The organism is Paraburkholderia sp. BL6669N2, assembly GCF_003387275.1.
In the GTDB taxonomy this organism is placed as follows: domain Bacteria; phylum Pseudomonadota; class Gammaproteobacteria; order Burkholderiales; family Burkholderiaceae; genus Paraburkholderia.
The window spans coordinates 630,534-656,785 of sequence record NZ_QUNA01000001.1 but is presented as its reverse complement, the minus strand read 5'-3'; the positions used below and the strand labels follow the sequence as shown (position 1 = coordinate 656,785).

At 64.7% G+C, this 26,252-nt stretch carries 20 protein-coding genes and 1 pseudogene; 9 read left to right on the top strand and 12 right to left on the bottom strand.

Features of this window, described 5'->3' with window-relative positions; all coding sequences use genetic code 11:
- Positions 1-65: 65 nt before the first annotated feature.
- The 6 genes from B0G80_RS02955 to B0G80_RS02930 all read right to left on the bottom strand — a co-directional run bounded on the left by B0G80_RS02955 (position 66) and on the right by B0G80_RS02930 (position 6,212).
- Positions 66-1,025 carry an alpha/beta hydrolase gene (locus tag B0G80_RS02955; protein WP_116116920.1) on the bottom strand — a complete coding sequence of 320 codons (960 nt, stop codon included), beginning with the start codon at positions 1,023-1,025 and terminating at the stop codon, positions 66-68.
- A gap of 82 nt (positions 1,026-1,107) precedes the next feature.
- Positions 1,108-2,010, bottom strand: coding sequence for an SDR family oxidoreductase (locus B0G80_RS02950; RefSeq protein WP_116116919.1), 903 nt, complete (start codon positions 2,008-2,010; stop codon positions 1,108-1,110).
- 67 nt (positions 2,011-2,077) lie between these two features.
- Positions 2,078-3,076 (bottom strand): NADP-dependent oxidoreductase, encoded by a 999-nt coding sequence (locus tag B0G80_RS02945; RefSeq protein WP_116116918.1) that lies wholly within the window; start codon positions 3,074-3,076, stop codon positions 2,078-2,080.
- Between the two features lie 115 nt (positions 3,077-3,191).
- Complete coding sequence (locus tag B0G80_RS02940) at positions 3,192-3,677, bottom strand: PaaI family thioesterase (protein WP_106281118.1); 486 nt, start codon at positions 3,675-3,677, stop codon at positions 3,192-3,194.
- Positions 3,678-4,076: 399 nt separating this feature from the next.
- Positions 4,077-4,466, bottom strand: a complete 390-nt coding sequence (locus B0G80_RS02935; RefSeq protein ID WP_116116917.1) for a hypothetical protein — start codon at positions 4,464-4,466, stop codon at positions 4,077-4,079.
- Positions 4,467-4,715: 249 nt separating this feature from the next.
- Positions 4,716-6,212, bottom strand: a complete 1,497-nt coding sequence (locus B0G80_RS02930) for a PLP-dependent aminotransferase family protein (protein WP_116119486.1) — start codon at positions 6,210-6,212, stop codon at positions 4,716-4,718.
- A 178-nt stretch (positions 6,213-6,390) separates the two neighbouring features.
- Between B0G80_RS02930 and B0G80_RS02925 the strand changes: the two genes are divergently transcribed.
- Together B0G80_RS02925 and B0G80_RS02920 are read left to right on the top strand one after the other, a co-directional pair.
- Positions 6,391-6,765, top strand: a complete 375-nt coding sequence (locus B0G80_RS02925) for a hypothetical protein (RefSeq protein WP_116116916.1) — start codon at positions 6,391-6,393, stop codon at positions 6,763-6,765.
- A gap of 70 nt (positions 6,766-6,835) precedes the next feature.
- The gene (locus tag B0G80_RS02920) at positions 6,836-7,339 is read left to right on the top strand and encodes an LEA type 2 family protein (protein WP_116119485.1); all 504 of its coding nucleotides are present in this window, start codon (positions 6,836-6,838) and stop codon (positions 7,337-7,339) included.
- A 122-nt stretch (positions 7,340-7,461) separates the two neighbouring features.
- Here B0G80_RS02920 and B0G80_RS02915 read toward each other — a convergent pair whose 3' ends face one another.
- The 3 genes from B0G80_RS02915 to B0G80_RS02905 all read right to left on the bottom strand — a co-directional run bounded on the left by B0G80_RS02915 (position 7,462) and on the right by B0G80_RS02905 (position 12,658).
- Positions 7,462-8,640: an acetyl-CoA C-acyltransferase gene (locus B0G80_RS02915; RefSeq protein ID WP_116116915.1), complete on the bottom strand. Its 1,179-nt coding sequence runs from the start codon at positions 8,638-8,640 to the stop codon at positions 7,462-7,464.
- A gap of 87 nt (positions 8,641-8,727) precedes the next feature.
- On the bottom strand, positions 8,728-10,812 hold the full coding sequence (locus B0G80_RS02910) for a 3-hydroxyacyl-CoA dehydrogenase NAD-binding domain-containing protein (RefSeq protein WP_116116914.1): 2,085 nt from the start codon (positions 10,810-10,812) through the stop codon (positions 8,728-8,730).
- A 160-nt stretch (positions 10,813-10,972) separates the two neighbouring features.
- The gene (locus B0G80_RS02905) at positions 10,973-12,658 is read right to left on the bottom strand and encodes a 3-(methylthio)propionyl-CoA ligase (RefSeq protein WP_116116913.1); all 1,686 of its coding nucleotides are present in this window, start codon (positions 12,656-12,658) and stop codon (positions 10,973-10,975) included.
- A 199-nt stretch (positions 12,659-12,857) separates the two neighbouring features.
- Here B0G80_RS02905 and B0G80_RS02900 point away from each other — a divergent pair, with 199 nt between their 5' ends.
- From B0G80_RS02900 to B0G80_RS02880, 5 genes are all read left to right on the top strand, one after another.
- Positions 12,858-14,414, top strand: a complete 1,557-nt coding sequence (locus B0G80_RS02900) for a YdiU family protein (protein ID WP_116116912.1) — start codon at positions 12,858-12,860, stop codon at positions 14,412-14,414.
- Between the two features lie 98 nt (positions 14,415-14,512).
- Positions 14,513-14,935, top strand: a complete 423-nt coding sequence (gene msrB / locus B0G80_RS02895; protein ID WP_116116911.1) for a peptide-methionine (R)-S-oxide reductase MsrB — start codon at positions 14,513-14,515, stop codon at positions 14,933-14,935.
- Between the two features lie 167 nt (positions 14,936-15,102).
- The gene (locus B0G80_RS02890; protein WP_091794362.1) at positions 15,103-15,633 is read left to right on the top strand and encodes a septation protein A; all 531 of its coding nucleotides are present in this window, start codon (positions 15,103-15,105) and stop codon (positions 15,631-15,633) included.
- 1 nt (position 15,634) lies between these two features.
- On the top strand, positions 15,635-15,955 hold the full coding sequence (locus B0G80_RS02885; RefSeq protein ID WP_106307434.1) for a BolA family transcriptional regulator: 321 nt from the start codon (positions 15,635-15,637) through the stop codon (positions 15,953-15,955).
- Between the two features lie 11 nt (positions 15,956-15,966).
- Entirely contained in the window at positions 15,967-16,746 is a 780-nt protein-coding gene (locus B0G80_RS02880) for a peptidylprolyl isomerase (protein ID WP_106281103.1), read from the top strand.
- A 99-nt stretch (positions 16,747-16,845) separates the two neighbouring features.
- Here the strand turns inward: B0G80_RS02880 and B0G80_RS02875 are convergent, their stop codons facing one another.
- From B0G80_RS02875 to purL, 3 genes are all read right to left on the bottom strand, one after another.
- Positions 16,846-18,138 (bottom strand): HipA domain-containing protein, encoded by a 1,293-nt coding sequence (locus tag B0G80_RS02875; RefSeq protein ID WP_116116910.1) that lies wholly within the window; start codon positions 18,136-18,138, stop codon positions 16,846-16,848.
- Positions 18,128-18,412, bottom strand: coding sequence for a helix-turn-helix domain-containing protein (locus B0G80_RS02870; RefSeq protein ID WP_116116909.1), 285 nt, complete (start codon positions 18,410-18,412; stop codon positions 18,128-18,130). Before B0G80_RS02870 ends, B0G80_RS02875 begins: the two co-directional genes overlap by 11 nt.
- Before the next feature lie 333 nt (positions 18,413-18,745).
- A complete protein-coding gene (gene purL / locus B0G80_RS02865; RefSeq protein WP_116116908.1) occupies positions 18,746-22,825 on the bottom strand; it encodes a phosphoribosylformylglycinamidine synthase in 4,080 nt (1,359 codons plus the stop codon).
- Between the two features lie 415 nt (positions 22,826-23,240).
- On the opposite strand from purL, the gene B0G80_RS02860 reads away from it, so the two are divergent.
- Together B0G80_RS02860 and B0G80_RS02855 are read left to right on the top strand one after the other, a co-directional pair.
- Positions 23,241-24,539, top strand: a complete 1,299-nt coding sequence (locus B0G80_RS02860; RefSeq protein ID WP_116116907.1) for an FAD-dependent oxidoreductase — start codon at positions 23,241-23,243, stop codon at positions 24,537-24,539.
- A gap of 117 nt (positions 24,540-24,656) precedes the next feature.
- A pseudogene (locus tag B0G80_RS02855) lies at positions 24,657-26,247 on the top strand (NAD(P)H-hydrate dehydratase).
- The last annotated feature ends 5 nt before the right edge of the window (positions 26,248-26,252 follow it).

Below are 26,252 nucleotides of genomic sequence, written 5' to 3'. Positions count from 1 at the left end.
CTTCGTCGCTCGACATTTGGCGCTGACCACCAACGGTGCGCCGCCAAGCGCTAGGCAAACCGCGTTCACTCGATGCCGAAAGCCGCGCGCAATGCCGCCGCGGCATCCGCGTGCGCCTCAGCGACCTCGGGTACGTAGCCCCCCATCTTGAAGAACTCGTGGATCATGCCCGGATAGCGCTTGAGCGTGGCCGCATTGCCCGCGGCGCGCAATTTCTCCGCGTAGGCATCGCCTTCATCGCTCAAGGGATCGTATTCGGCGGTAGCGATCCACGCCGGCGCAACGGCGCTGAAATCGGGCGCGCTACGCTGGCCGTCGAGCGGCGCGAAACGCCAGTCGTCGCGGTCGCTCGTATCGCGTACGTATTGCTCGAAGAACCATTGGATCGTGTCGCCCGACAGTAGAAAACCGTCGGCGAGACGCGAGTGTGAATCGGTTTGCTGGTAGCCGGTCGTGCCTGGATAGATCAGCAGTTGCAGGGCGAGTTCGATGTCGGCGTCGCGCGCGAGGACCGCGCAAACCGTGGCCAATGTGCCACCCGCGCTATCGCCGCCCACCGCGAGCCGGGCTCTGTCCACGCCGTATTCCGCCGCATGCTCATGCAGCCAGCGCAACGCGTCGAACGCATCATCGACGGCCGTGGGGAACTTGTGCTCCGGCGCGAGCCGGTAATCCACCGACAACACCGTGCACTGACCGTCGCGCGCGAACATCCGGCACAGCGCATCGTGCGTATCGACGCTGCCCACCGTGAAGCCGCCGCCGTGGTAGTACACCAACGCCGGCGCGGGTTCGGGCCAGCTTGGCTCGACCGCTTGATACAGACGCACGCGAATCGTCGCGCCGTCGCGTGTCGGGATCCGTAGATCTTCGAGCGCGAACATCGGCGCGCTCGCGATTTCCAGAATCGGTGCGCTTTTTTCGTACGAGGCCCGCGCGTCTTGCGCGGTCATTTCGTGAAGCTTCGGGCGTTTGGCCCGCGCGATCATATCGAGTACCTGCTCGATCTTCGGATTCAGCGGCATGGTGCGTCTGTTGGCGCGTGAGCACCTAAGGTTTAAAAGAAACCGGCGCGTTGGCGCGCCGCCGATGCGATCACAGTCGCGCCTAACCGGCGTTCTTCACTTCCGGCTTGAGCGACATGGGATCGATGGGATTGCGCAACTGCTCGATATCCTCGTGACGCAGCTTCACCGTCGCCATGATGGCCGGATGCGTGACGATATAGAAACGCCGCGCGGCGATCGCTTCGAAGGTGAGGTCGGCGACATCGCCGGCACTCAGCTTGCCCGATTGCACGGCACGCTGCAGTTGCTTGCCCGCGGCGATCTGCGAGCGCGTCGGTCCGCTGTCGTTGCGCAGGTCCGCGGGGCGCGCGCGTTCCGCATCGGCGATGCCGGTCGGCACGAAGGCCGGACACAGCAGCGAACAGCCGACCAGGCCGCCCGCCTCCGCCTCCGCCTCTGCCTGGTTGGCTTGCGCCAACTGCAGGTCGTGATACAGCGTTTCGGTGAGCGACACCACGGCGTGCTTCGACGCGTTGTAGATGCCCATCGCGGGCGGCGACAGCAGTCCCGCGACGGACGCGGTGTTGACGATATGCGCGGGCTCGTTCTGCGCCAGCATGATCGGCGTGAAAACCCGCACGCCGTGCGCGACGCCCATCACGTTCACGCCGAATACCCACGACCAATCGTTCGCCGAGCTTTCCCACAGGAGGCCGCCCGAGCCCACGCCCGCGTTGTTGAACAGCAGATGCACGCGGCCGTAGGCGTCGAGCGCCGCCTGCGCGAGCGCTTCGACCTGCGCCGCGCTGGCGACATCCGTCGGCACGCCGATCGCCTCGGCGCCGTCGGCACGCACAGCTTCGACGGTTTGCGCCAACGCGTCGGGGTTGACGTCCGCGAGCACGAGCTTCATGCCGAGCGACGCGCCCTTCTGCGCGAACGCGCGGCCGAAACCGCTCGCCGCACCGGTGATCACCGCCACCTTGCCTGCGAATTCGAACATCGTTTGACTCTCCTGGTTTGATCGGCGTGTTGTGTGATTCGCTTCACGCTGGTGAGCGCCTGCGCGATCAGATCAGCTTGACGAGTTGCTTGCCGAAGTTCTTGCCTTTGAGCAGACCGATAAACGCCTCGGGCGCCGCTTCGAGTCCTTGCGCGATGGTTTCGCGATACTGCAGCTTCTTTTGCGCGACCAGCGTGCCGAGTTGCTTGAGCGCTTCCGGCCACACGTCCATATGCTCGCTGACAATGAAGCCTTGCACGAGCAGACGCTGCGTAAGCATCAGCGACGGATGCTTGAGCGGCAACGGTTCGCCGTCGTAGCCCGCGATAAACCCGCACAGCGCGATCCGGCCGAACGCATTCATGCGCGCGAGCGTCGCGTCGAGCACGGCACCGCCGACGTTCTCGAAGTAGCCATCCACGCCGTTCGGCGTGACGGCCTTGAGGTCCTGATAGAGATTGCCGGCCTTGTAATCGACGCAGGCGTCGAAGCCGAGCGTCTCGGTCACATAGCGGCACTTGTCCGCGCCGCCGGCGATGCCGACCGCGCGCGCGCCGGCCAGCTTCGCCAGTTGACCGACCACGCTGCCCACCGCGCCGCTCGCCGCGCTGACCACCACTGTCTCGCCCGCCTTCGGCGCGATGATGCGGTTCAGCCCGTACCACGCGGTGACACCCGGCATGCCGACCGGACCGAGATAGGCCGACAAGGGCACATGCGTGTCGTCGACTTTCTGCACGCCGGTCCCGTTCGAGGTGCCGTATTCCTGCCAGCCGAACATCGCGACGACCTTGTCGCCGACCGCGAACTTCGGATTCTTCGATTCCACCACTTCTCCCACCGTGCCGCCGATCATCACTTCGTTCAGCGGTTGCGGCGGCGCGTAGGACTTGCTGTCGTTCATACGGCCGCGCATGTACGGGTCGAGCGACAGGTAGTGATTGCGCACGCGCAATTCGCCGTCGGCCAGCGGAGCAAGCGGTGTTTCGACGAGGCGGAAATTATCGGGCGTCACAGCGCCTTGCGGGCGCGACGCCAGCACGAGTTGACGGTTGATCTGGGGCATGACGATCGTCTCCATGGGTTGCCGATGAATCGGCGAATGATTTGAACAGAGTTTGCGAAGGGAGAAACGGCGCGCGCGTCTCGTTCAGATGCGCACGCGGTTCGCAAGCATGCGCTCAGCCGTCGCTAGGACCCGGTTTCGCCGACGGGTCGCTGCGCAAGCGTTGTTGCGTGATGTCGCGCCCGACGGCGAGGCGCCGCATGTATTTGAAGGTGCCGAGCGCCTTGGCGACGAAGTGGCCTTCGCTGTCGCGGATCTCGCCTTCGCAGTAGGCCATGGTAGTGGAACGGTGCAGCACGCGAGCGCTCGCGCGCAATTCGCCGCGGCCCGGCTGCATGAAGTTGACCTTCATCTCGACCGTGACGACGCCGACGCCGTCGCCGGCCAGACTGCGCGCGGCCATTGCAAGCGCGATGTCGGCCAGCGTCATCGTGACGCCGCCGTGGGCGACGTCCCACGTGTTCATATGATCGTGCCGCAACGGCAGCACGACTTCGCTGGCGCCGTCCGCGGCCGACAGAAGCTGCGCGCCGAGCCGGTCGACGAACGGGCTCTCGGGCATGGACGCGGCACTCGCGTTAGATGAGGGCGAATCGGTCATGGCTGTTTGCAGATTGAGTGGTCGATACGTTCATGAAATTGCCGCGGGGCGCGTGGGGAAGCTCCAGCGTTTAGTTCGAGCTTCCCCATTGGCCAAGGCAAACAGCAAGCCTATCAAACTTACGCGTTTGGTGGAGTTTTATCGGGAGGTTCGGGCGGGCAGAAACGGGCCCTTGGCGATGCGGATCAAGGCTCACTCGCGAGCATTGCGCTCTGCGCCAGATCACGCCCGTGTTGTCGAAACGACCGGCTGGACTGCTGCCCGAATCGGGGCCGGCCACTGACTCCGATCGGGTACAGGTTGCGTAGGCGGCGAATTAGAAGAAGCCTACGAGACGTTCACGAACAGACCTTCAGGATCGGCGCGCGAGCGCGACGCCGAACCGTTCGGTGTTGTTTTCTAGTGGCTAAAGTCAGCGCCCAGCCAATCTGCCGCCGTGGTCTTCGCATAGCTGACGGCGTCTTGTGGATCGGGGAAAATGCCAAGCTGGTCCCAGTGCTCTTCGGCGGCAAACGGACCCTTGATGCCGAGCGCTTTCTGAATACTCAACTGCGCCGCGTATCTTCCGTCCTCGAGAGGCCGGGCGGTGGCGACCACCTTGTGCGGGAGCCCTTGCCGCACGGGTTGAATCAGTTCCAGCGGACCGCCGGCAGCGCCAACGTCGATCAGCTCGTTTCGCGTGTTGCAGTCGGGGCAATAGAAGTAGAACGAATTGTGGTCCCGATTCGGTTTGACCTGTTTGCGGGCAAGTACAGCTCGGCACTCGACATTTTCACAAATGAATGGCATATCGTCTCCGTGGTGATCTTCGAGTGGTAACGCGGGGCAGATCGGCATTGCCTTCAAGAAACGATCTGCCAGAAGCAGCCGGTCAGCAATCAGCACATGACCGGATTGCTAATGATACGAAGATGCCAGTCAGAGTGCCTTGCCAGTCTTCCGCGACGCGTTGCCACAAGCCGCTGCGCCAGACGACCCATCCAATGATGATCAAAGTAACGTGCTTCTTCAAGCACTTGCAATCGGCGCTGCACCGCATCAATCCGGGTGAGCCGCCATTCGCGCGGCCAGCCGCCCTAACCTGCGCACGGCTTCGTCGGCCAGATCGATGTCCGTGCTCGGCGAACTGAGCCGGATGAAATGATCGAAGCGCCCGCCATTCGAAAACACGGTCCCCGGCATGACGCGAACGCCGTCGTTCAGTGCGGCCTCGAAGAACACCGTCGACGACATGGCATGCGGCAATTCGATCCAGAAAAACATCCCGCCGCGCGGCGGCGTGAAACGCGTGCCGTCGGGAAACGAGGAGGCGATCGCCGCGGCCATCCGTTCGCGCTGAAGCCGCAAGCGGTCGCGCAAACGCCGCAAATGCCGCTCATAGGCGTTCGTTTCCAGAAATTCGGCGAGGACGACTTGCGACAGTTGTTCGTTGTGCCGCGACTGCGCGAACTTCAGCATGCCGATGCGTGGATGCCAGCGGCCGCCGTTGACCCAGCCGACCCGCATGCCGGGCGCCAGCACCTTGTTGAACGACGTGCAGTGAATCACGGTGCCGTCGGTGTCCCACGCCTTCAGCGATCTGGGCGGCTGCGCGGCGTCGGCCAGTTCGCGGTACGGATCGTCTTCGATCAACGGAATGCCGGCTTGCGCGCACAGCTCGACGAGCCGCGCCTTGTGCGTGTCGGGCATCACGCTGCCGAGCGGGTTTTGCAGGTTCGGCACCACGACCACGGCCTTGATGTCGGGATGCGTGTGCAGCGCGAACGCCAGCGCTTCGATGGCGAGGCCGGTGGTCGGACTGGCCGGAATTTCGAGCGCGCGCAAGCCGAGGCTTTCGAGCGCCTGCAGCAGCCCGAAAAAGCACGGTGACTCGACCACAACGGTGTCGCCCGGTTGCGTCACCGCCCGCAATGCGAGGTTCACGGCTTCGATGCCGCCGTGAGTCATGATGATGTCGTCGGCGCCGATCTGGATGCCGGCGTCGAGCGCGCGGCGCGCAATGATCGCGCGCAAGGCCGGATCGCCCTGGTCGTGTCCGGCGGCGGTCAGCAAGGTAGGCCGCTTACGCAGCGCGCGCAGCGCGGCTTTCTGCAACGCGTCCGTGGGATACAGGTCGGGTGATGCCGTCGCGCCGCCGAGATTCAGCGCGTTCGGATAGCGCTGGAATGTCGCCACGATCGAGGAAATCACCGAGTGAATACCGACGAACTGCGCGGCGCCGGGCGGCGTCGCCAGGTCGGGTTCGGACGCGACCTGCAACGCCGCGGTAGGTGGCACACGCACGAAGTAACCGGCGCGCGGCCGGGCATCGATCAGCGCGTCGCGTTCCAGCACGCGGTAGCTCTCTGTTGCCGTCGCGAGACTGACGCCGTGGCGCTGCATGAAGGCACGTATCGACGGCATGCGGTCACCTGGACGCAGCACGCCGCCGCCAATCGCGCGGCGGTATTGATCAGCCAATTGCCGGTAGAGAGGCTGGCTGTCCGGCAGCCGGTCCGCAGGCGCTGCCTGCCGCGTCAGGATGGATTGAGTCATGTGCGGATGGTGCGGACATTTCGCGCGGCGCGACAGATACACATTCGTTCGATTCCGACCGACACAGCGCATTGAAACGCGTTGCTGTACCGGTTCAGATTGCTGGTGGCTGCGGCTGTTGTCACGTGAACGGACTCAATAAGCTGTATGGCATGGAATCGCTTTAAAGGAAACCGCCATGTCAGTCTTTCAATCGCGTTTTGGTCCGGCACGCGGCGCGCCTGCTCGCCTCTTCACCGGTCAGTTGGCCGTGCACGATTTGCCCGCGCGGACCTCGATCGTGGCGGTGGAAGGCGATCTGCAACTCGACTATCGCGATCGCTCGCTCGCATGGCTGGGCGACGCCGTGCCGGTCACGTCGATCGCGTTGCACGAAGGAGAGTGCTTCGTGACGCCGCAACGCGGCGTCGTGTCGATCAGCGCCGCGCATGCAAACGCTGCGGCGTTCGTCGTGCAGCCGTGGCGCGCGCGGAAGAACGGTCGAGGTCCGATTCGTGAAGCTCTGCAGCAACTAGCCAGTCTCGTCAAAACACGGCTGCGGCGCGCGGTCTGAAATGCCGTTTGGCGCACGGCATGGCCCGGTACAATGCATGACCGAAGCCGCTTCTTTCGAGGTGCAGGTCATGTCCTTCTTTCGTGCGCTGCTGTCTGGCCGTTCCGTTCGTCTGGCTACGTTCCTCGCCCTCGTCGCACTGACGCTCAACGGTTGCGCCGGCCTGTTCGGCGGCGACCCGGTGCGCGTGAACGTGGCCGGCATCGAACCGATCGAGAGCCAGGGCTTCGAGATGCGTTTCAACGTCAAACTGCGCGTGCAGAATCCCAACGATTCCGCGGTCAGCTTCAACGGCGTGTCGCTCGATCTCGAACTGAACGGCAAACCGTTCGCGAGCGGTGTGAGCGATCAGGTCGGCACCGTACCACGCTACGGCGAAACGATCGTCAATGTGCCGTTGACCGTGCCCGCTTTCGCTGCGGTTCGCCAGGCCTTCGCCTTCGTGGGCGCCACCGAGTCAGGACAGATTCCGTACATTCTGCGCGGCAAGCTTGCGGGCGGCCTGACGGGCACGACGCGATTCATCGATCAGGGCAGCTTGAGCCTGCCGTCGGCCGGCATGGCTTTGCCTTGAAGCGGATCGTCGGGCCAGCCTGCGCCACGCGCGAATAGAAAACGGGTGCCGCATGGCGCATGGTTTACGCGCTGTCGCGCCGAACCACACGGCACCCGCCATCCACTACCGTTCGAGCCGCGTCACACCACTTCGAACAAACCCGCTGCGCCCTGCCCGCCGCCGATGCACATGGTCACGACAACCAGCTTCGCGCCGCGCCGCTTGCCTTCGATCAGCGCATGGCCGGTCAGCCGTGCGCCCGACACGCCATACGGATGGCCGACCGCAATCGCGCCGCCGTTCACGTTCAGACGGTCTTGCGGAATGCCGAGCTTGTCGGCGCAATACAGCACCTGCACCGCGAACGCTTCGTTCAGTTCCCACAGGTCGATGTCCTCGACCTTCAGACCCGCCTGCTTGAGCAGTTTAGGCACCGCGAACACCGGGCCAATACCCATCTCGTCCGGCTCGCATCCGGCCACCGCGAAGCCGCGGAAAATACCGAGCGGCTGCAGGCCTTCGCGCTCCGCCACCTTGGCGTTCATCACCACGCAAGCCGACGCGCCATCCGAGAACTGGCTCGCATTGCCCGCGGTGATGACACCGCCCGGCAGCGCGGTACGAATCTTCGATACGCCTTCGAGCGTGGTGTCGGCGCGAATGCCTTCGTCGCCGCTAACGGTCACTTCCTTCGTGAAGAGACGCCCGCTCGCTTTGTCGGCGACGCCGGCGAGCACCGTCAACGGCACGATCTCGTCCTTGAACTTACCGGCTTCGAGCGCGGCCGCTGCCCGCTGCTGCGAACGCGCGCCGTATTCGTCCTGGCGCTCCTTCGAGATCGAATAACGTTTCGCGACGTTCTCCGCGGTCTGCAGCATCGACCAGTAGATTTCCGGCTTGTTCTGGCTGAGCCAGCCTTCGGTCAGCATGTGCTGGTTCATCTCGTTCTGCACGCACGAGATGGATTCCACGCCGCCGGCCACGAACACGTCACCTTCACCGGCGATCACGCGCTGCGCAGCCAGCGCGATAGTTTGCAATCCCGACGAACAGAAACGGTTCACCGTCATGCCCGGCACGCTGACCGGCAAACCGGCACGCAACGCGATCTGCCGCGCGACGTTCATGCCGGTCGCGCCTTCCGGATTGGCGCAGCCCATGATCACGTCTTCGACCCGTGCCGGATCGAGCCTCGCGCGCTCGACGGCGGCCTGCGTGACGTGGCCGCCGAGCGTCGCGCCGTGCGTCATGTTGAAACCACCGCGCCATGATTTGGCGAGACCCGTACGGGCGGTCGATACGATTACGGCGTCAGTCATGCATGTCTCCTACTTCCAGATATCGATGATGGCGCGCGAGCGATTCGCCGCACAGCGCCACCTCAGTCAATTCAGTCGCGCTGTAGCTCAGCCGTTGAACCCGCGGCCCTTGGCCGCCAGTTCCGCGATGCTCGGCGCCAGTTGCCACGCATCGCCGTTCGGCCGCGCCGCATAGCGGCGAATGGCGCGCTCGACGTTGTAGAGGCCGACCGTGTCCGCGTACAGCATGGGGCCGCCGCGATAGAGCGGGAAGCCGTAGCCGGTCAGATAGACCATGTCGATGTCCGACGCCTTCGACGCAATGCCTTCTTCGAGAATCTTCGCGCCTTCGTTCACGAGCGCGAATACAAGTCGCTCGACGATTTCCTCGTCGCTGATCTTGCGACGCTCCACGTTGGCTTCCTTCGAAAACGCGACGATCATGTCGTCGACCACTGTCGACGGATACGCGCTGCGGTCGCCCGCCTTGTAGTCGTACCAGCCGCCGCCGGTCTTCTGGCCGAAGCGCCCCGTCTCGCAGAGACGATCGGCGATCTTCGAGTAATGCAGGTCAGGTTGTTCCTGGTAGCGGCGCTTACGGATCGCCCAGCCGATGTCATTGCCGGCCAGATCGCTCATGCGGAACGGACCCATCGCAAAGCCGAACTTCTCGATCGCTTTGTCGACCTGCGCGGGCAGCGCGCCTTCTTCGAGCATGAAAAGCGCCTGGCGGATGTACTGCTCGATCATCCGGTTGCCGATGAAACCGTCGCACACGCCCGAGACCACGGCGGTCTTTTTGATCTTCTTGGCGAGCTTCATGACGGTGGCGAGCACGTCTTTGGCCGTCTCCTTGCCGCGCACCACTTCCAGCAGCTTCATGACATTGGCCGGGCTGAAGAAGTGCATGCCGACCACGTCCTGCGGACGCTTCGTGAAAGCGGCAATCTTGTCGACGTCGAGCGTCGACGTATTCGAGGCGAGAATCGCGCCTTGCTTTGTCACTTCGTCGAGACGCTTGAACACCTGTTCTTTCACGCCGAGTTCTTCGAACACCGCCTCGACGATCAGATCGGCGTTCTTGAGGTCGTCGTAGGAAAGCGTGGGCGTGATCAGCGCCATGCGCTGTTCGAGCGCTTCAGGCTTGAGCTTGCCCTTCTTGACGGTCGCTTCGTAGTTCTTGCGAATCGTGGCGAGGCCGCGGTCGAGTGCTTCCTGTTTCGTTTCCAGCAGCGTGACCGGAATGCCCGCGTTGATGAAGTTCATCGCGATGCCGCCGCCCATCGTGCCCGCGCCGATTACGGCCACCTGGCCGATGTCGCGCACCGGTGTGTCCGACGGCACGTCAGGAATCTTGCTCGCCGCGCGTTCGCCGAAGAACGCGTGACGCAGCGCGTGGCTTTCCGGCGTCTGCACGAGCGCCATGAAGCATTCGCGTTCGAACGCGAGGCCCTTGTCGAAACCCTTCTGCACGCCCGCCTCCACGGCATCGATGCATTTCAGCGGCGCGGGGAAATTCTTCGCCATCGTGGCGACGGTATTGCGCGCGAACTGGATGAAACCGGCAGCGTTCGGATGCTCGATCTTGCGGTCACGTACCTTGGGATGCGGGCCTTCTTTCGCGCCGACCTTGCGGGCGAACGCGAGCGCAGCTTCGGCAAGATCGCCCTGCGCGAGTTCATCGAACAAACCGGAATCGGCGAGCTTCTCCGACATGACGGGCGCACCGGAGACGATCATATTGAGCGCCGCTTCGAGACCAATGGCGCGCGGCAGACGCTGCGTGCCGCCCGCGCCCGGCAGAATGCCGAGTTTCACTTCCGGCAGCGCGATCTGCGCGCCAGGCGCGGCGATGCGGTAATGCGCGCCGAGCGCCAACTCCAGACCGCCGCCCATCGCGACGCTGTGAATTGCCGCCACCACCGGCTTCGCGCTGCCTTCCACGGTCTTGATGACCGTGGCGAGCGTCGGCTCCTGGGTCGCTTTCGGTGTATTGAATTCGGTGATGTCGGCGCCGCCCGAGAAGGCCTTGCCGGCGCCGGTCAGCACGATGGCCTTGATGGCCGGATCGTTCTGCGCGCGCTCGATGCCCTCGACGATACCCGCTCGCGTCGACAGGCGGAGGCCATTCACGGGAGGATTGTTCAGCGTGATGACGGCCACGCCGTCATGAGTTGTGTAGTCCACTGCCATCTGCCTGCCTCCATGCGATCCATGCGTGAGGGCGGCAACAGATGCCGCCCATCCGGTTCATCGAGTCGGATCAACGATCCGACCGATTGTCTGTTTTTTCCGGGGTCAGCAGGCAGAATACACAAAAAAGCACGCTCGTTCAATTCGCGTCTTTTTATTTTTAGGCGGGGTTTCCCCTGGCAAGCGGCGTCAATGGACAGTCCTTTTCGTCTTCGAGCGCCGAAGGCAGCACGTGATTGCGGAAAATGTCGCGCAGCTTGAGCTTCTGCAGCTTGCCGGTCGCCGTGTGCGGCAATTCGTCGACAAACGCGACGTCGTCGGGAATCCACCATTTGGCGACCTTGCCGTCGTAGAAGGCCAGCAACTCTTCACGTGTCACCTCGAAGCCGGGCCGCTTGACGACTACCAGCAGCGGCCGCTCAGTCCATTTCGGATGCGCGCACGCAATGCACGCCGCTTCGGCCACGGCCGGATGCGCGATCGCCACGTTCTCGATGTCGATCGAACTGATCCATTCGCCGCCTGACTTGATCACGTCTTTCGAGCGGTCGGTGATATGCAGAAAACTGTCGCGGTCGATGGTGGCGACGTCGCCGGTGGGAAACCAGCCGTCCACGAGCGGCGAGTCGTCCTTGCGGAAATAGCGGTCGATCACCCACGGTCCGCGCACATGCAGATCGCCGAACGCGACGCCGTCCCAAGGTAGTTCGCGGCCATCGTCGCCGACGATTTTCATATCGACGCCATACAGCACGTGCCCCTGCTTTTCGAGCAACGCGCGCTGTTCTTCGAGCGGACGCTGGCTTTGTTCCCACGTCAGTTTGGACAGCGTGCCGAGCGGCGACATTTCGGTCATGCCCCACGCATGGATCACCTGCACGCCGTAGTCGTCCTCGAAGGTGCGCAGCATGGCCGGCGGACAGGCCGAACCGCCGATCACCGTGCGATTGAGCGACGAAAACCGCACTTTCGCCTCGCGCAGATAGTTGAGCAGTCCAAGCCACACGGTCGGCACGCCGGCCGAATACGTGACGCGTTCGCTCTCCATCAATTCGTACAGCGACTTGCCGTCCAGGTCTTTGCCGGGGAACACGAGCTTCGCACCGGTCAGCGGCGCGGCATGCGGAATGCCCCATGCGTTCACATGAAACATCGGCACGACGGGCAGCACGCAGTCGCGCGCGGAGAGGCTCATGGCGTCCGGCAATGACGCGCCGAACGCATGCAGCACCGTCGAACGATGCGAATACAGCGCGCCCTTCGGATTACCCGTCGTGCCGGATGTGTAGCACAGGTACGAGGCTTGCCGCTCGTCGAGCGGTGGCCACTCGTGATTGCCGTCCTGCGCGGTGACAAGCGTTTCGTAGCTGAGCGCGGGTGTCTGCATGGCGGGCAGATGCGCTTCGTCGGCGAGCGCGATCCAGCCGCGCACTTTTGGACATTGCGGCGCGAGCACGTCGACGAGCGGCGCGAAGGTGGTGTCGAACAGCACGTAGGCGTCGTCGGCGTGATTGACGATGTAAGCGATCTGGTCGGGAAAGAGGCGCGGATTGATCGTATGGCACACGGCACCGAAGCCGGTCGTGCCGTAATACGCTTCCAGATGGCGGTAGCCGTTCCACGCAAGCGTCGCGACCCGTTCGCCGGGTTCGACGCCGAGCGCGATCAACGCTTGCGCAAGCTGCTTCGCGCGCTTCTCGCAATCACGATAGGTATAGCGATGCAGGTCGCCTTCGATACGCCGCGACACGATTTCCGTGCTGCCGAAATGCCGCGCGGCGTGTGTGAGCAACGAAGGCACGGTGAGCGGCACGTCCATCATCTGGCCAAGCAGCGGCGTCGTCATAAAGAGTGGTCTCCTCGGCTCGATCGTTTCAATTGGTTTGCAGCTCGGGGGGCGCGCCTCGTCGCGCCTTCGGCGAAAAGCGCAAGGCCGGCAAGATCTGGACAGGATCTGGACAGGGTCGGTACGGGACAGCTGTACGGCCGGCCAGCAGCTCCGCGGGCGCGGACTTACAATATCGGTTAATTCAGAGGCGCTCAATATGTCGTTTTCCCCAAGCATTGCAGGGTTATCCGGGCCTTTGACGGCTCTTTCCGATGCGCTCACCACGTTGCACGAGAGCGCGTTCGCGCGGCTCGGCAGTGTGTTTTTGACGCGCTTACCGGCCGCGCCGCTCAACGCGCCGTACCTCGTCGGGTTCTCCACCGAAACCGCCGCGCTGCTCGGTTTGGAGCCGGGCGTCGAGAATGATCCGGGCTTTGCCGAACTGTTCTCCGGCAACCTGACGCGTGAGTGGCCGGCCGAAGCGCTGCCCTACGCCTCGGTCTATTCCGGGCACCAGTTCGGCGTGTGGGCCGGCCAGCTTGGCGACGGCCGCGCGTTGGGTCTCGGCGAAGTCGAACATAACGGCCGGCGCTTCGAATTGCAGCTCAAAGGCGCGGGGCGCACGCCCTACTCGCGCATGGGCGATGGCCGCGCGGTATTGCGCTCGTCGATCCGCGAGTATCTGTGCTCGGAGGCGATGCATCACCTCGGCATTCCGACCACGCGCGCGCTGTGCGTGATCGGCTCCGATCAGCCGGTGCGGCGCGAGACCGTCGAAACGGCCGCCGTGGTCACGCGCGTGGCGCCGAGCTTCGTGCGCTTCGGCCACTTCGAGCACTTCTATTCGAACGATCGCACCGACGCGCTGCGCGCGCTCGCCGATCATGTGATCGAGCGTTTCTATCCGCATTGCCGCGAAGCGGACGATCCGTATCTCGCGCTGCTCGATGAAGCGGTCATCTCGACCGCTGATCTGATGGTCGACTGGCAAGCGGTCGGCTTCTGCCACGGCGTGATGAACACCGACAACATGTCGATCCTCGGTCTCACGATCGACTACGGTCCATTCGGTTTCATGGACGGCTTCGACGCCGGCTACATCTGCAATCATTCCGATTCGCAAGGCCGGTACGCGTACAAGATGCAGCCGCAGATCGCCTATTGGAACCTCTTCTGCCTCGCGCAAGGGCTGCTGCCGCTGCTGGGCGAACAGCACGAGGAAAGCGTGCGCGCGGACAAGGCGATTGAAGACGCGCAACGCGTGCTCGGCGGCTTCAAGGATCGCTTTGCCCCAGCGCTGGAGCGGCGCATGCGCGCCAAGCTCGGCCTCGAAACCGAACGCCCCGGCGACGATACGCTGGTGAATCGCCTGTTCGAAGTGATGCACGCCAATCGTGCGGATTTCACGCTGACCTTCCGCAATCTGGCGCGCGTGTCGAAGCACGACGCGAGCGGCGACGCGCCGGCGCGCGATCTTTTTCTCGACCGCGCCGCATTCGACGCCTGGGCGAACGACTATCGCGCCCGGCTGTCCGAAGAAACACGCGACGACGCCGCGCGCGCCATTGCAATGAACCGTGTGAACCCCAAATTCGTACTTCGCAACCATCTGGCGGAAACGGCGATCCGCCGCGCGAAAGAGAAGGATTTTTCCGAAGTGGAACGACTGGCGGCCGTGCTGCGCCGTCCGTTCGACGAACAGCCCGAGCATGAAGCGTATGCGGGGCTGCCGCCGGACTGGGCGAGCTCGCTGGAAGTGAGCTGCTCGTCGTGACGCGTTAAACGACTTCTGTTTGTGCGTAGTGATGTATTGAGCCGAATCTGCTCACCATCTAGCTGCCCCTCAAAACAAGCCCGAGACAGGAACCGACCATGAACAAACCCGACGAACCCAAGACCGACGCCCCCGCCGTGCAGAAAGACGACGCCGAGTGGCGCAAGCAGCTTTCCGACATCGAATATCAGGTGACGCGCCACGCCGCCACCGAGCGTCCGTTCACCGGCCGCTACCACGACCACTGGGACCGCGGCATCTATGACTGCGTCTGTTGCGGCACGCCGCTGTTCGAATCGGACACCAAGTTCGATGCCGGTTGCGGCTGGCCGAGCTACTTCAAGCCAATCGACGGCGAAGTGATCAAGGAGAAAACCGACCGCTCGCACGGCATGCTGCGCATCGAGGTGGAATGCAAGAACTGCGGCGCGCATCTGGGCCACGTCTTCGAAGACGGACCCGCGCCGACCGGCCTGCGGTACTGCATCAATTCAGCTGCGTTACAATTCGAGCCCAAGTAACGCAGCGCGGAGTCCGGCGCGTTGCCGGCCGGCGTCCGCGCCATCAGGTGCGCGCCGGCCGCGACACCCTTCGTCCAGCTTGCGAAGCGGTCGCCCCGACGCTTCGCACTGCGCCCTTATAGTCTCCCGCTCACTCTCCGCTCAATTTCCGACCTCCCGACCAGATAATGAAATTCCTGTTCGATCTGTTCCCGATCATCCTGTTCTTCGTCGCCTTCAAGATCTGGGGCATTTTCACGGCGACGGCAGTGGCGATCGTCGCCACGCTGGTGCAGATCGCGTGGGTGGCCTTCCGCCACCGCAAGGTCGATCCGATGCTGTGGGTGAGCCTCGGCGTCGTTACCGTGTTCGGCGGCGCGACACTCGTGCTGCACAACGACACCTTCATCAAATGGAAGCCGACCGTGCTGTACTGGGCGTTTTCAGTGGCGCTGATCGTCTCGCAACTGGCCTTCAACAAGAACCTGATCGAAGCGATGATGGGCAAGCAGATCACACTGCCGCACGCGATCTGGGGCAAGCTGAATGTCGTCTGGGCGATCTTTTTCGTGCTGCTCGGACTGGTGAACCTGTTCGTCGCGTACAACTACACGACCGACCAGTGGGTCAATTTCAAGCTGTTCGGCGCCACCGGATGCCTGGTGGTGTTCATCGTCGGGCAGAGTTTGTGGTTGTCGAAGTATATGAAGGAAGAATGACATGACGAGCGACGCCGATGTATTCATGCACGCCACCACCGCCGAGCGCGCCGCACTGATCGAGGCGCGCCTCGCCGCCGCACTGGCGCCGGTCGCTTCGATCCAGATCACCGACGACAGCGCGCAGCACGCCGGTCACGCCGGCGCCTCCGCCGGCGGTCATTTCAGTGTCACGATCGTGGCTGCCGCATTCGCCGGTAAGGCCCGCGTGGCGCGGCATCGCATGGTGTATGATGCGCTGGCCGATGCCATGCAGCGCGGCATCCATGCCCTTGCCATCACGGCGTATACGCCCGAAGAATTCGCTTTGTTGCCCCGCTAGGAAAATTTTCGATGACCTTGAAGAAAACCCGCCTTTGGGTATTGCTGGCTGCATGTGCAGCCGCACCTGCATTCGCACAGAACATCGCCGTTGTGAACGGCACGCCGATTCCGAAAGCGCGCGCCGATGCGCTGATCGACCAGTTGGTTCATCAAGGCCAGCAAAATACGCCGCAACTGCAAACGGCCGTGCGCGAAGAACTGGTGAACCGCGAGATCCTCATGCAGGAAGCGCTGCGCCGCGGTCTGCCGAATCGTCCGGACATCAAGGCGCAAATCGCCGTGGCACAGCAAACCGTGGTGCTGCGCGCGCTGATCGAAGACTTCGTGAAGAACAACACGCCGAGCGACGCCGAAGTCACCGCGCGTTACAACGCGTTGATCAAGGACGCGGGCGGCAAGGAATATCACCTGCACCACATCCTCGTGGACAACGAACAGCAGGCCAAGGACCTGATCGCGAAGATCAAGGCCGGCGCAAGCTTCGAGGATCTGGCCAAGCAATTCTCGAAGGACCCGGGATCGGGCAAGAACGGCGGCGATCTGGACTGGTCGGACCCGAAGGCCTACGTGCCTGAATTCGCAGACGCGGCCACGCATCTGCAGAAAGGCCAGATGACCGACACGCCGGTGCATACGCAATTCGGCTGGCACATCATCCGTGTCGACGACGTGCGCAACATCACGCCGCCGCCGCTCGAGCAAGTGCGCCCGCAGATCGTGCAGCAGATCCAGCAGGAAAAGCTGCAGGCATTCGAGGAAGGTTTGCGTAAGAACGCGAAGATTCAGTAAGCCGAGTTCGATTCAGCTCGAGGCGCTGTTCAGTCATTGACTGAACAGCGCCTTTTTCATTGGGATTAACTGTGGCCGGTCGGACGAAAGCGCCCGCGATCACTTGCGCAAAGCGCGGCTCATTTCCGCAAGCGGCATCGCGACAATCGAGTCCAGCAGCCGGACTTCGCCGGCATTGGGCTGCGCGATTTCGTCGACGCTGCGCCGGGTCTGCGCCACCCGGGCGTCGAGCGTGGCCAGCATCTCATCCAGCAATCTTTCCGAACCCTTCGGCGAAAGACGAAGCGCTTCGCCGAAGGCGAGCATGTTCTTTCGGTTGATCTGCGCGAACTGCGTGGCGTCTCCGACAGGCATGGTCAGGTCGCAGTGAGGCCAACGGTCCCGCTGCTGCGGCTGGTAGGTCGGCGTGTGGTAGACGACCGTGCTCACCAGGTCGTAGAACGGAGCCAGCCTGTAACCGCGAGCGGTGACGAAGAACGAGAGGTTTTTCAGGTGCGAGTCGGCATTGCCGATAAGCACATTGAAGATCGCCCAGCGGAATACATCGAGACGCGCCACTGCCCGCGTGCTCGTTTTCTCGATGGCATCCCTGAGCACCTGCGCGGTCGCGTTCTGATACTTGAAGCTGCGGTCGTAGTTCAACAACTGCATGGCGTCGACGGTATGCAGCCGCCGAGCCGGCTCACTGCTCGTGTCACGGTCGAAACGATCGATCAGGTAACAGGCCGAAGGCACACGTAAAAAGTGCGTAGGCGGAACACGCACGCCCATTGCGCGCGCCAGCTGCATGCAGAAAAACTCGTTGATCGCCGAATGCGGATAGCCCGTGCTGCGCATGTCGGGCTTGAGCAGATGCATGGACGGCTCGCTGCCCACGGGCTCCAGCAGTTCGTAGTGCGGCGCGTTGCCTCGCAAGGTCAGCAGCAGTTTCTGTTGGGCGCCCGCCGCGGACATGCGTTTGGGCGCCGTGGCGGTGAGCGCGTGCTGTGGCATCGCCTGAATGCGTGCCTCCAGATTCGCTTGCGACAACGGCTGCAGTCCGCCAGGCGCCTCCTGTTCGCCCTCTGCGAGCAGCGTCAAGGCGCCGGCCGATTCCCGGCCGTAATAGGCGAGCAGGCCCCACGCGTCGCTTGCATCGACCTTGGCCTCACGAGCGAGCGCACTGCGCATTTCCTCTTCGGGCAGCAGGTTGTCGAAGAACCATTGCACCGGCCGCAGGCTCGATCCGTCGACGAAAGGATCGGCTACCAGTGGGAAAGCGGGTGAAAGCGCAAACGCGTCCTCACGGCCCAGCCAGCCCTGGTCGTAGGCAAATGACCACACACCGCTGTCATCGCTCACGACGCCCACGCGCCGGCCATTCGCATACGCGACTAGCGTTCTAGCGGCCATGGGAACTCCGGCGGCGATGGGACGCCTTGTTGGAGACGTCTGCGGGAATGTCCACGGAAACCTCGGCGCGCAGAGTGATGCCCAGTTCGCTGAGAAGATGCAGCACCTTGCCGATCTGCGCGGTGGGCTTACCTGCCTCGATGTGCGTGATGAACTTGGGAGACAGGCCGCTCGCGGCGGCGACGTCGTCGCGCGTCAACCCCTGCGCGAGCCTGGACGCCCGCACGAGATCGCCTAACTCCGTCATATTGCCGATGAAAACCGTGGACTCCATCACGCGCCCTCGTGTACGTTCGTACCCGCTCGGGAACATTATGCCACGAGACTGCCGTACGGAGCCGATTTCGTACCCGAGCGGATACGAGTCGGCACGCCGAGGCAGCAATAGGGACGCCCCGTACCCGATCGGGTACGAAAGATGGACAAATCCGGGAATATGAGCGTGGCCGTACCCGAGCGGATACGAACTAAATATTGTCAGTCTGGGAGCCGCCGCGCAGGCGGATGGACGCGCTTCGCCATCCGCCGTCCTTCCACCTCGCACAAGCGCGCGGCCGCGGCGCGAGCAAGCTGCCGCGTAGCACTAGGCGGCAGCCGTCTCACGTCATCATCCCAACCAGCGGCGCGCGTTCTGGAACACGCGCAGCCACGGGCTGGCGTCCGTGGCGCCTTCGCCCCAGCCTTCCGGGTGCCAGCTCATCTGCACCGCGCGATGCACGCGCTCGGTGTGCGGCATCAGCACCGTGAAGCGGCCGTCCGGCGTCGTCACCGAGGTGATGCCGTTCGGCGATCCGTTCGGGTTGAACGGATACTGCTCGGTCGCCTGACCACGGTGATCGACATAGCGCATCGCCACCGCGACCTTCGACGCATCGCCCTGCTGCGAGAAGTCCGCGTAGCCCTCGCCGTGGGCGATCGCGACCGGAATGCGCGAGCCTTCCATGCCGTTGAAGAAGAGCGACGGCGAAGCCTGCACCTCGACCAGCGAGAAGCGCGCTTCGAATTTCTCCGACTTGTTGCGGGTGAACTTCGGCCAGGCTTCGGCGCCCGGAATCATCGAAGCGAGGCTGCTCATCATCTGGCAGCCGTTGCAGATGCCGAGCGCGAACGTGTCTTCGCGGCCGAAGAAGGCGGCGAACATGTCGGCCAGTTGCGCGTTGAAGCGGATCGCCTTCGCCCAGCCCTCACCGGCGCCCAGCGTGTCGCCGTACGAGAAGCCGCCGCACGCCACCGCGCCGGCGAAGTCCGCCAGATTGGCGCGGCCGGCCAGCAGATCGCTCATGTGCACGTCGTGCGCGTCGAAGCCGGCGCGGTCGAAAGCGTAGGCCGTTTCGAGGTGCGAGTTGACGCCCTGCTCGCGCAGGATCGCCACGCGCGGACGCGCGCTCCTGCCGATGAACGGCGCGGCGACGTCTTCTGCCGGATCGAACGTCAGGATCGGTGAAATGCCCGGATCGGCCGCGTCGGAGAGCGAGTCGTATTCGGCGTCGGCGCACGCGGGGTTGTCGCGCAAACGTGCGATACGCCAGCTCACTTCGCTCCATGTGCGATGCAATTCGGTGCGCGGCGCTTCGTAAATCTTCCTGGCGTCGCGATAAATTTCGATCGTGTCGCGCTCGTTGATCTTGCCGATCACATGCGAGCACGCCGACAGCCCGTGTTCGCGCAACGCTGCGAGCACCGCGTCGCGCTCGGATGCGCGCACCTGGACGACGGCGCCAAGCTCTTCGTTGAAGAGCGCGCGGATCGTACGGTCTTCACGACGGCCGCTGGTCTGCTTCGCCCAGTCTTTGGCGTCGCCGTAATCCGATTCGTGGTTCGGATCGAGCACCAGCATGTCGACATTCAGCGACACGCCCACGTGGCCCGCGAATGCCATTTCGCACACCGTCGCCCACAGGCCACCGTCGGAACGGTCGTGATAGGCGAGCAGCTTGCCGTCCTGGTTCAGCGCCTGGATCGCGGCGAAGAAACGCTTGAGGTCTTCCGGATCGTCCACGTCCGGCACCGTGTTGCCGACCTGCTGCGTAACCTGCGCCAAAATACTGCCGCCGAGACGATGCTTGCCGCGGCCAAGGTCGATTGCGATCAGCACGGACTCGCCCACATCGCGGCGCAGCTGCGGCGTGAGGTGGCGGCGCACGTCCTGAACCGGCGCGAACGCCGAGATGATCAGCGAGACCGGCGCGACCACTTCCTTCGCCACGCCGCGGTCTTCCCACTTGGTGCGCATGGACAGCGAATCCTTGCCGACCGGAATGCTGATGCCGAGCGCCGGGCACAACTCCATGCCGATCGCCTTGACCGTGTCGTAGAGCGCGGCGTCTTCGCCGGGCGCGCCGCACGCGGCCATCCAGTTCGCCGACAGCTTGAGCTTGTCGAGCGACGCGATCGGCGCCGCCGCGATGTTGGTCACGGCCTCGCCGACCGCCATGCGGCCCGAAGCCGGCGCGTCGATGACAGCCAAAGGCGTGCGCTCGGCCATCGTCATGGCTTCGCCGGTGAAACCCGCGTAGTCCATCGTGGTGATCGCGACGTCGGCCACCGGCACTTGCCACGGGCCGACCATCTGGTCGCGCGCGGTCGTACCGCCCACCGAACGGTCGCCGATCGTGATCAGGAACGACTTGCTCGCCACCGTGGGATGACGCAGCACGCTAGTCGCAACATCCGACAGCGCGATGCCGGTCACATCCACCGGTTCGAGCTTGCGCTCGACGCGTTTGACGTCGCGATGCATGCGCGGCGCCTTGCCGAGCAGCACTTCCATCGGCATGTCGACCGGCTGGTGCGCGTTGTCGTCGTTCAGTTCGGAGTCGATCAGCTTGAGCTGGCGCTCGGCGGTGGCCGTGCCAATCACGGCGAACGGGCAACGCTCGCGCTCGCACATGGCGGCGAAGGCCGGCAGATCCGCCGGCGCAATGGCCAGCACGTACCGTTCTTGCGCTTCGTTCGACCAGATTTCACGCGGCGACAAGCCGCTTTCTTCCAGCTGGATCTTGCGCAGATCGAAAAGCGCGCCCTTGCCGGCGCCGTCGACGACTTCCGGGAAAGCGTTCGAAAGACCGCCCGCGCCCACGTCGTGAATGCTCAGAATCGGGTTCTTTTCGCCAAGCTGCCAGCACGCGTTGATGACTTCCTGCGCACGGCGCTCGATTTCCGGGTTGCCGCGCTGGACCGAGTCGAAGTCGAGTTCAGCGGTGTTGGTGCCCGTCGCCATCGAGCTTGCGGCGCCGCCGCCCATGCCGATGCGCATGCCCGGGCCGCCGATCTGGATCAGCAGCGAGCCTTCCGGCAGATCGTGCTTATGCGTGTGCTGCTCCGAGATATTGCCGATGCCGCCGGCGATCATGATCGGCTTGTGATAGCCGCGCACCAGCCCCGCGACGTTCTGCTCGTAAGCGCGGAAATAGCCGCCCAGATTCGGCCGGCCGAATTCGTTATTGAATGCGGCGCCGCCGAGCGGGCCGTCGATCATGATCTGCAGCGGCGAGGCGATGCGGTCGGGGCGGCCGTACGCTTCGTGTTTGTCGTCCGGATTGCGGTGTGCGAGCGGCTGCGCGGCGTCGCGCGCGTTTTCCCACGTCTCGACGCCGTCCGGCAATTCCAGATTCGACACCGTGAAGCCCGCCAGACCGGCTTTGGGACGCGCGCCACGGCCGGTCGCGCCTTCGTCGCGGATTTCACCGCCGGCGCCGGTCGCGGCGCCCGGGAACGGCGAGATGGCGGTCGGGTGATTGTGCGTTTCCACCTTCATCAAGGTGTGCGTGAGTTCGTTGCTGCGGCGGTAGTGCTCCGGCAGCTCACTCGCGCCCAGCTCGGCCGGCGTGCGCGGGAACCAGCGCTCGGCCATGCCGCCCGCCATGATCGCCGAGTTATCCGAATACGCGACGATCGTGCCCTGCGGATTCAGCTTCTCGGTATTGCGGATCATGTTGAACAGCGAGATATCCTGCTTTTCGCCGTCGATGGTCCAGTCCGCGTTGAAAATCTTGTGGCGGCAGTGTTCGCTGTTGGCCTGCGCGAACATCATCAGTTCGACGTCGGTCGGGTTGCGGCCGAGCTTCGTGAAGGCGTCGACGAGGTAGTCGATTTCGTCGTCGGCGAGCGCGAGGCCCAGTTCCGTGTTCGCCGTTTCCAGCGCGCCGCGGCCGTTGCTCAATACGTCGACGGTTTGCAGCGGCTTGGCCGGCAGTTCGTCGAACAGATGCAGCGCGTGGTCGCGCGACGGCGCCACGCTTTCGGTCATGCGGTCGTGCAAGGCTGCCGCGACGGCTGCGCGGGCTTCGTCGGAAAGCGCTTTCTTGCCGCCCAGCAGGCCGCTTTTCAGCGTGACCGTGTACTCGACGCCGCGCTCGATGCGGCGCACCTGCGTGAGGCCGCACAGATGCGCGATATCCGTTGCCTTGCTGGCCCACGGCGACACCGTGCCGAAACGCGGCACCACGAGGAAAGTCTCGGCCGTGCCGCGCTCGCTGGTTTCTTCGAGCGGATCGCCGTAGTGCATCAGCGCTTCGATCTTCGCGTTGTCTTCAGCGGAGAGCGGCGTCTGCGCGTTGACAAAGTGCAGATATTGCCCGCGCACGCCGGTGATGTTCGGATCGATGCGCGTGAGCGTGTCGAGCAGGCGGGTTTGACGGAAATCGGAAAGGGCCGAAGCGCCGGGGAAACACGAGAAGTGGGCCATGGACTTGACGTTGCGTCGCTAATGATGCCGATGAGTGATGCCGATGAGTCGCGCGTGAAGGCGACGTGAGGCGCAAAGGAAGTCCGGGATTATACCCCGGGAAGAGGCTTCCAGCGGGCCTGGCGGTGCGGCTTCGGGCAGGTTTCGAGATAGTTTCGCGGGGGCTTGGCGCAAGCTCCGCGTGGGTTCCGGGCGGCTTCCGGGCGGCTTCCGGCCGGCCTCCGGAGCGCCCACCGCGCCAATTGCGCGGGCGCTCCGGCGTTGCGCCCGCGTGGCCGCGCCAGCGGTTTGACTGCTATCATTCGCCCTTTCACCAGATCGGCGCGAGCAGCCACGCAGGCGGCACGGCGCGCCGCATGTCACGCTCAACGGGCAAGCGCTGCTTCGGCGTCCCGTCGGCAAATCGAATCAGAACATGGATGTCATCGTCATCGGCGGCGGAATTGCGGGCGTCGCCACCGCTTATCAACTGCGCGCGGCCGGCCATCGGGTATGCGTCGTCGAGCGCCACGCCACGGTTGCGCAGGGCGCAACCTATGGACACGGCGGCACCGTCCTGCCGACCCCGCTCGACGTCTGGTTCGGCCCGACTTTCATGGCCAGCCGCCAGAACGCCAAAAACGGCGTCGTCAACAAGGCCGGCTTCACCGGCTCGGCGCGCCAGTTCGTCAAGCAGCTCGTCGAGCTGCAGGAACCCAATGCATTCGGCCATCAATACGGATTGCTGCGACCGCTGATCGAGCTGTCGCGCGACACCATGGCGGACATGGAGGCGCGCTTCGGCCTCGAGTTCGAACAGACCAGCGGCCTGCTCTATCTGGTGCGCTCCGAACAGGAATGGGACCAGCTGCGGCCCGCGCGCGGCCTGCTCCAGCTTTTCGAAGTGCCGCACCACGAACTCACACCCGAACAATGCGCCGCGTTCGAGCACTCCGTGCGCACCGAGCCGGAATTCGCGGGCGGCGTGCTGTTCGACCAGGAGCGCACGGCCAATGCGCCGCTCTTCACCAAGCTCATCAAGCAGACGCTGGATACGCAGGGCGGCGTGCAATTCATGCTGGGCTGCGAAGTCTCGTCGATCCGTCTGGACGGCCAGCGCGCCTCTGTGGAACTGGCGCCGCAGCCGGGCGCGACCTCCCGTTCGCGCGAAGTCGATGTGATCCACGCCGACGCGGTGGTCGTGGCGGCCGGCCACGGCAGTCTGCCGCTGCTCGAGCGACTCGGCCTGCGCTTGCCGCTGCATCCGCTGCGTCTGCACACGCTGGTCGCACCGATCGCGCATGAGGAATGCGCACCGCACGTCGCCATCGTGGATGCGGTGAAGCGGATCGCGATCAGCCGCATGAACCATCGCCTGCGGATTGCGGGCGGCGCGGTCTTGCAAAGCACCGGCCAGATCGACAAGCCGTTGGGCGAAGCGGTGACCAAGGAAGCCCTCGCCCTGCTCGGCCAGGCCACGCACGACTGGATTCCGGGCGCCGCGCGAATCTCGGTGGCCTTGCCGTGGGAAGGCGTCAAACTGCTGTCGCCGGACGGCTTGCCGGTGATCGGCAACGCGCTGCATCCGCGTCTTTTCGTCAATGTGGGCCACGGCCCCGCCGGTTGGGGGCTCGCCTGCGGGTCGGGTAAGCTGGTGGCCGACCTGATTTCGGGCGGCACGCCGGACGTCCCCACGGACACGCTGGCCGCGCTGCGCGCGGATCGGTTCAGGTAAATCGCCGGCCCGCGCACGAGCGGGCCGCAAGAGGTGCCCGCCGGGCACTCATCGGCACTACCATAGCGATTCCCCCAGCTTTTTCGCCTGCCGCCGGGCGAACCGCCGAGCCTCGCCATGACAGAAGCCGACCACACGCCGCCGACACTCATCAGCCCGCACAACCGGGCGCTGCCCTTGCTCACGCTCACCGACCTGCGGATCGCCGAATCCCAGGCGGCGGCCGCCTTGCCGCAACACACGCTGATGTCGCGCGCCGGGAAATCCGCCGCGAGCTTCCTGCGCGAGCAGATCACCCCGCGATACGTCGATCGAGAAATCCAGGCAGAAGGTGTGGCTCATCGCCGGGCCAGGCAACAACGGCGGCGACGCGCTGGTTCTCGCGACGGAACTGCACCAGGCCGGCATCGCCGTCGAGCTGTGCATGCCGGTCGAGGTGAAACCGGACGACGCGCGCTGGGCGCTCGACACGGCCCGCGCGGCCGGCGTCGCGATCACCAGCGCGCCGCCCGCCTCGCTGGACGGCTACCGCTGGCTGGTGGACGGCATGTTCGGCATCGGCCTGACGCGTCCGCTCGAAGGCGTGTTCGCGGCCGTCGCCCGGCAGCTTTCGCAACGCGCCAAAGCACGGCCGCGCAAAGGCGGCGTGCTGGCGCTCGACGTGCCGAGCGGCCTCGACAGCGACACCGGCACAGTTGTGGGCAATGGCGCCGGCGCCGCCGTCCATGCCACCCACACGATCACCTTCATCGGTGCCAAACCGGGGCTCTTCACCGCGCAAGGGCGCGATCTTGCCGGCGCCGTCACGGTCGCGCCGATCGGCGTCGACACGAGCGGCCGCACGGCCGTGCAACTGAATGCCCCCGAACTCTTCGCCGCCTTCCTGCCGCCGCGCGATTTCGCGACCAACAAGGGCAGCTTCGGCAGCCTCGCCGTGGTCGGCGGCGACACCGGCATGTGCGGCGCGCCGATCCTCGCCTCGCGCGCGGCGCTGTACACCGGCGCGGGCAAGGTGCACGTCGCGCTGCTAGGCGAAGGCGCCCCGCCCTACGATCCGCCGCACCCCGAACTGATGCTGCATGCCGTCGACGATCTGCCGCTCGACCAGATGGACGCGCTCGCCGTCGGCTGCGGCATGGGTCATCGCGAATGCGCCACGCGCGTGATGCACGACGTACTGCAACTCGACGTCCCCAAGCTGTTCGACGCGGACGCGCTGAACCTGATCTCGAAGGACCCCGCGCTTGCCGCCGATGTCACCGCGCGCGGCGTGCAGGGCGATCCGTGCATCCTCACGCCGCATCCGCTCGAAGCCGCGCGCCTGCTCGGCACCGACGCGCCGGGCGTGCAGCGCGACCGCCTCGCCGCGGCGCGCTCGCTCGCCGCGCGCTACGCGGCCGTGGTCGTGCTCAAAGGCACGGGCACCGTCATCGCGGCCGCGGACGGGCGCCTCGCGATCAATCCGACCGGCAACGCCGCGCTCGCGACGGGCGGCACCGGCGACGTGCTCGGCGGCATCATCGGCGCGCTGCTCGCACAGCATCTGCCGCGCTACGAAGCCGCGCTCGCGGGCGTCTATCTGCACGGCCTCGCCGCCGACACGCTGAGCGCGCAAGGCCACGGTCCCGCCGGGCTGACCGCGGGCGAACTCGCGCCGATGGTGCGGACCTTGCTGAACCGCCTGTTCTATCCGGCAGCGGAGTGCTGAAGCTG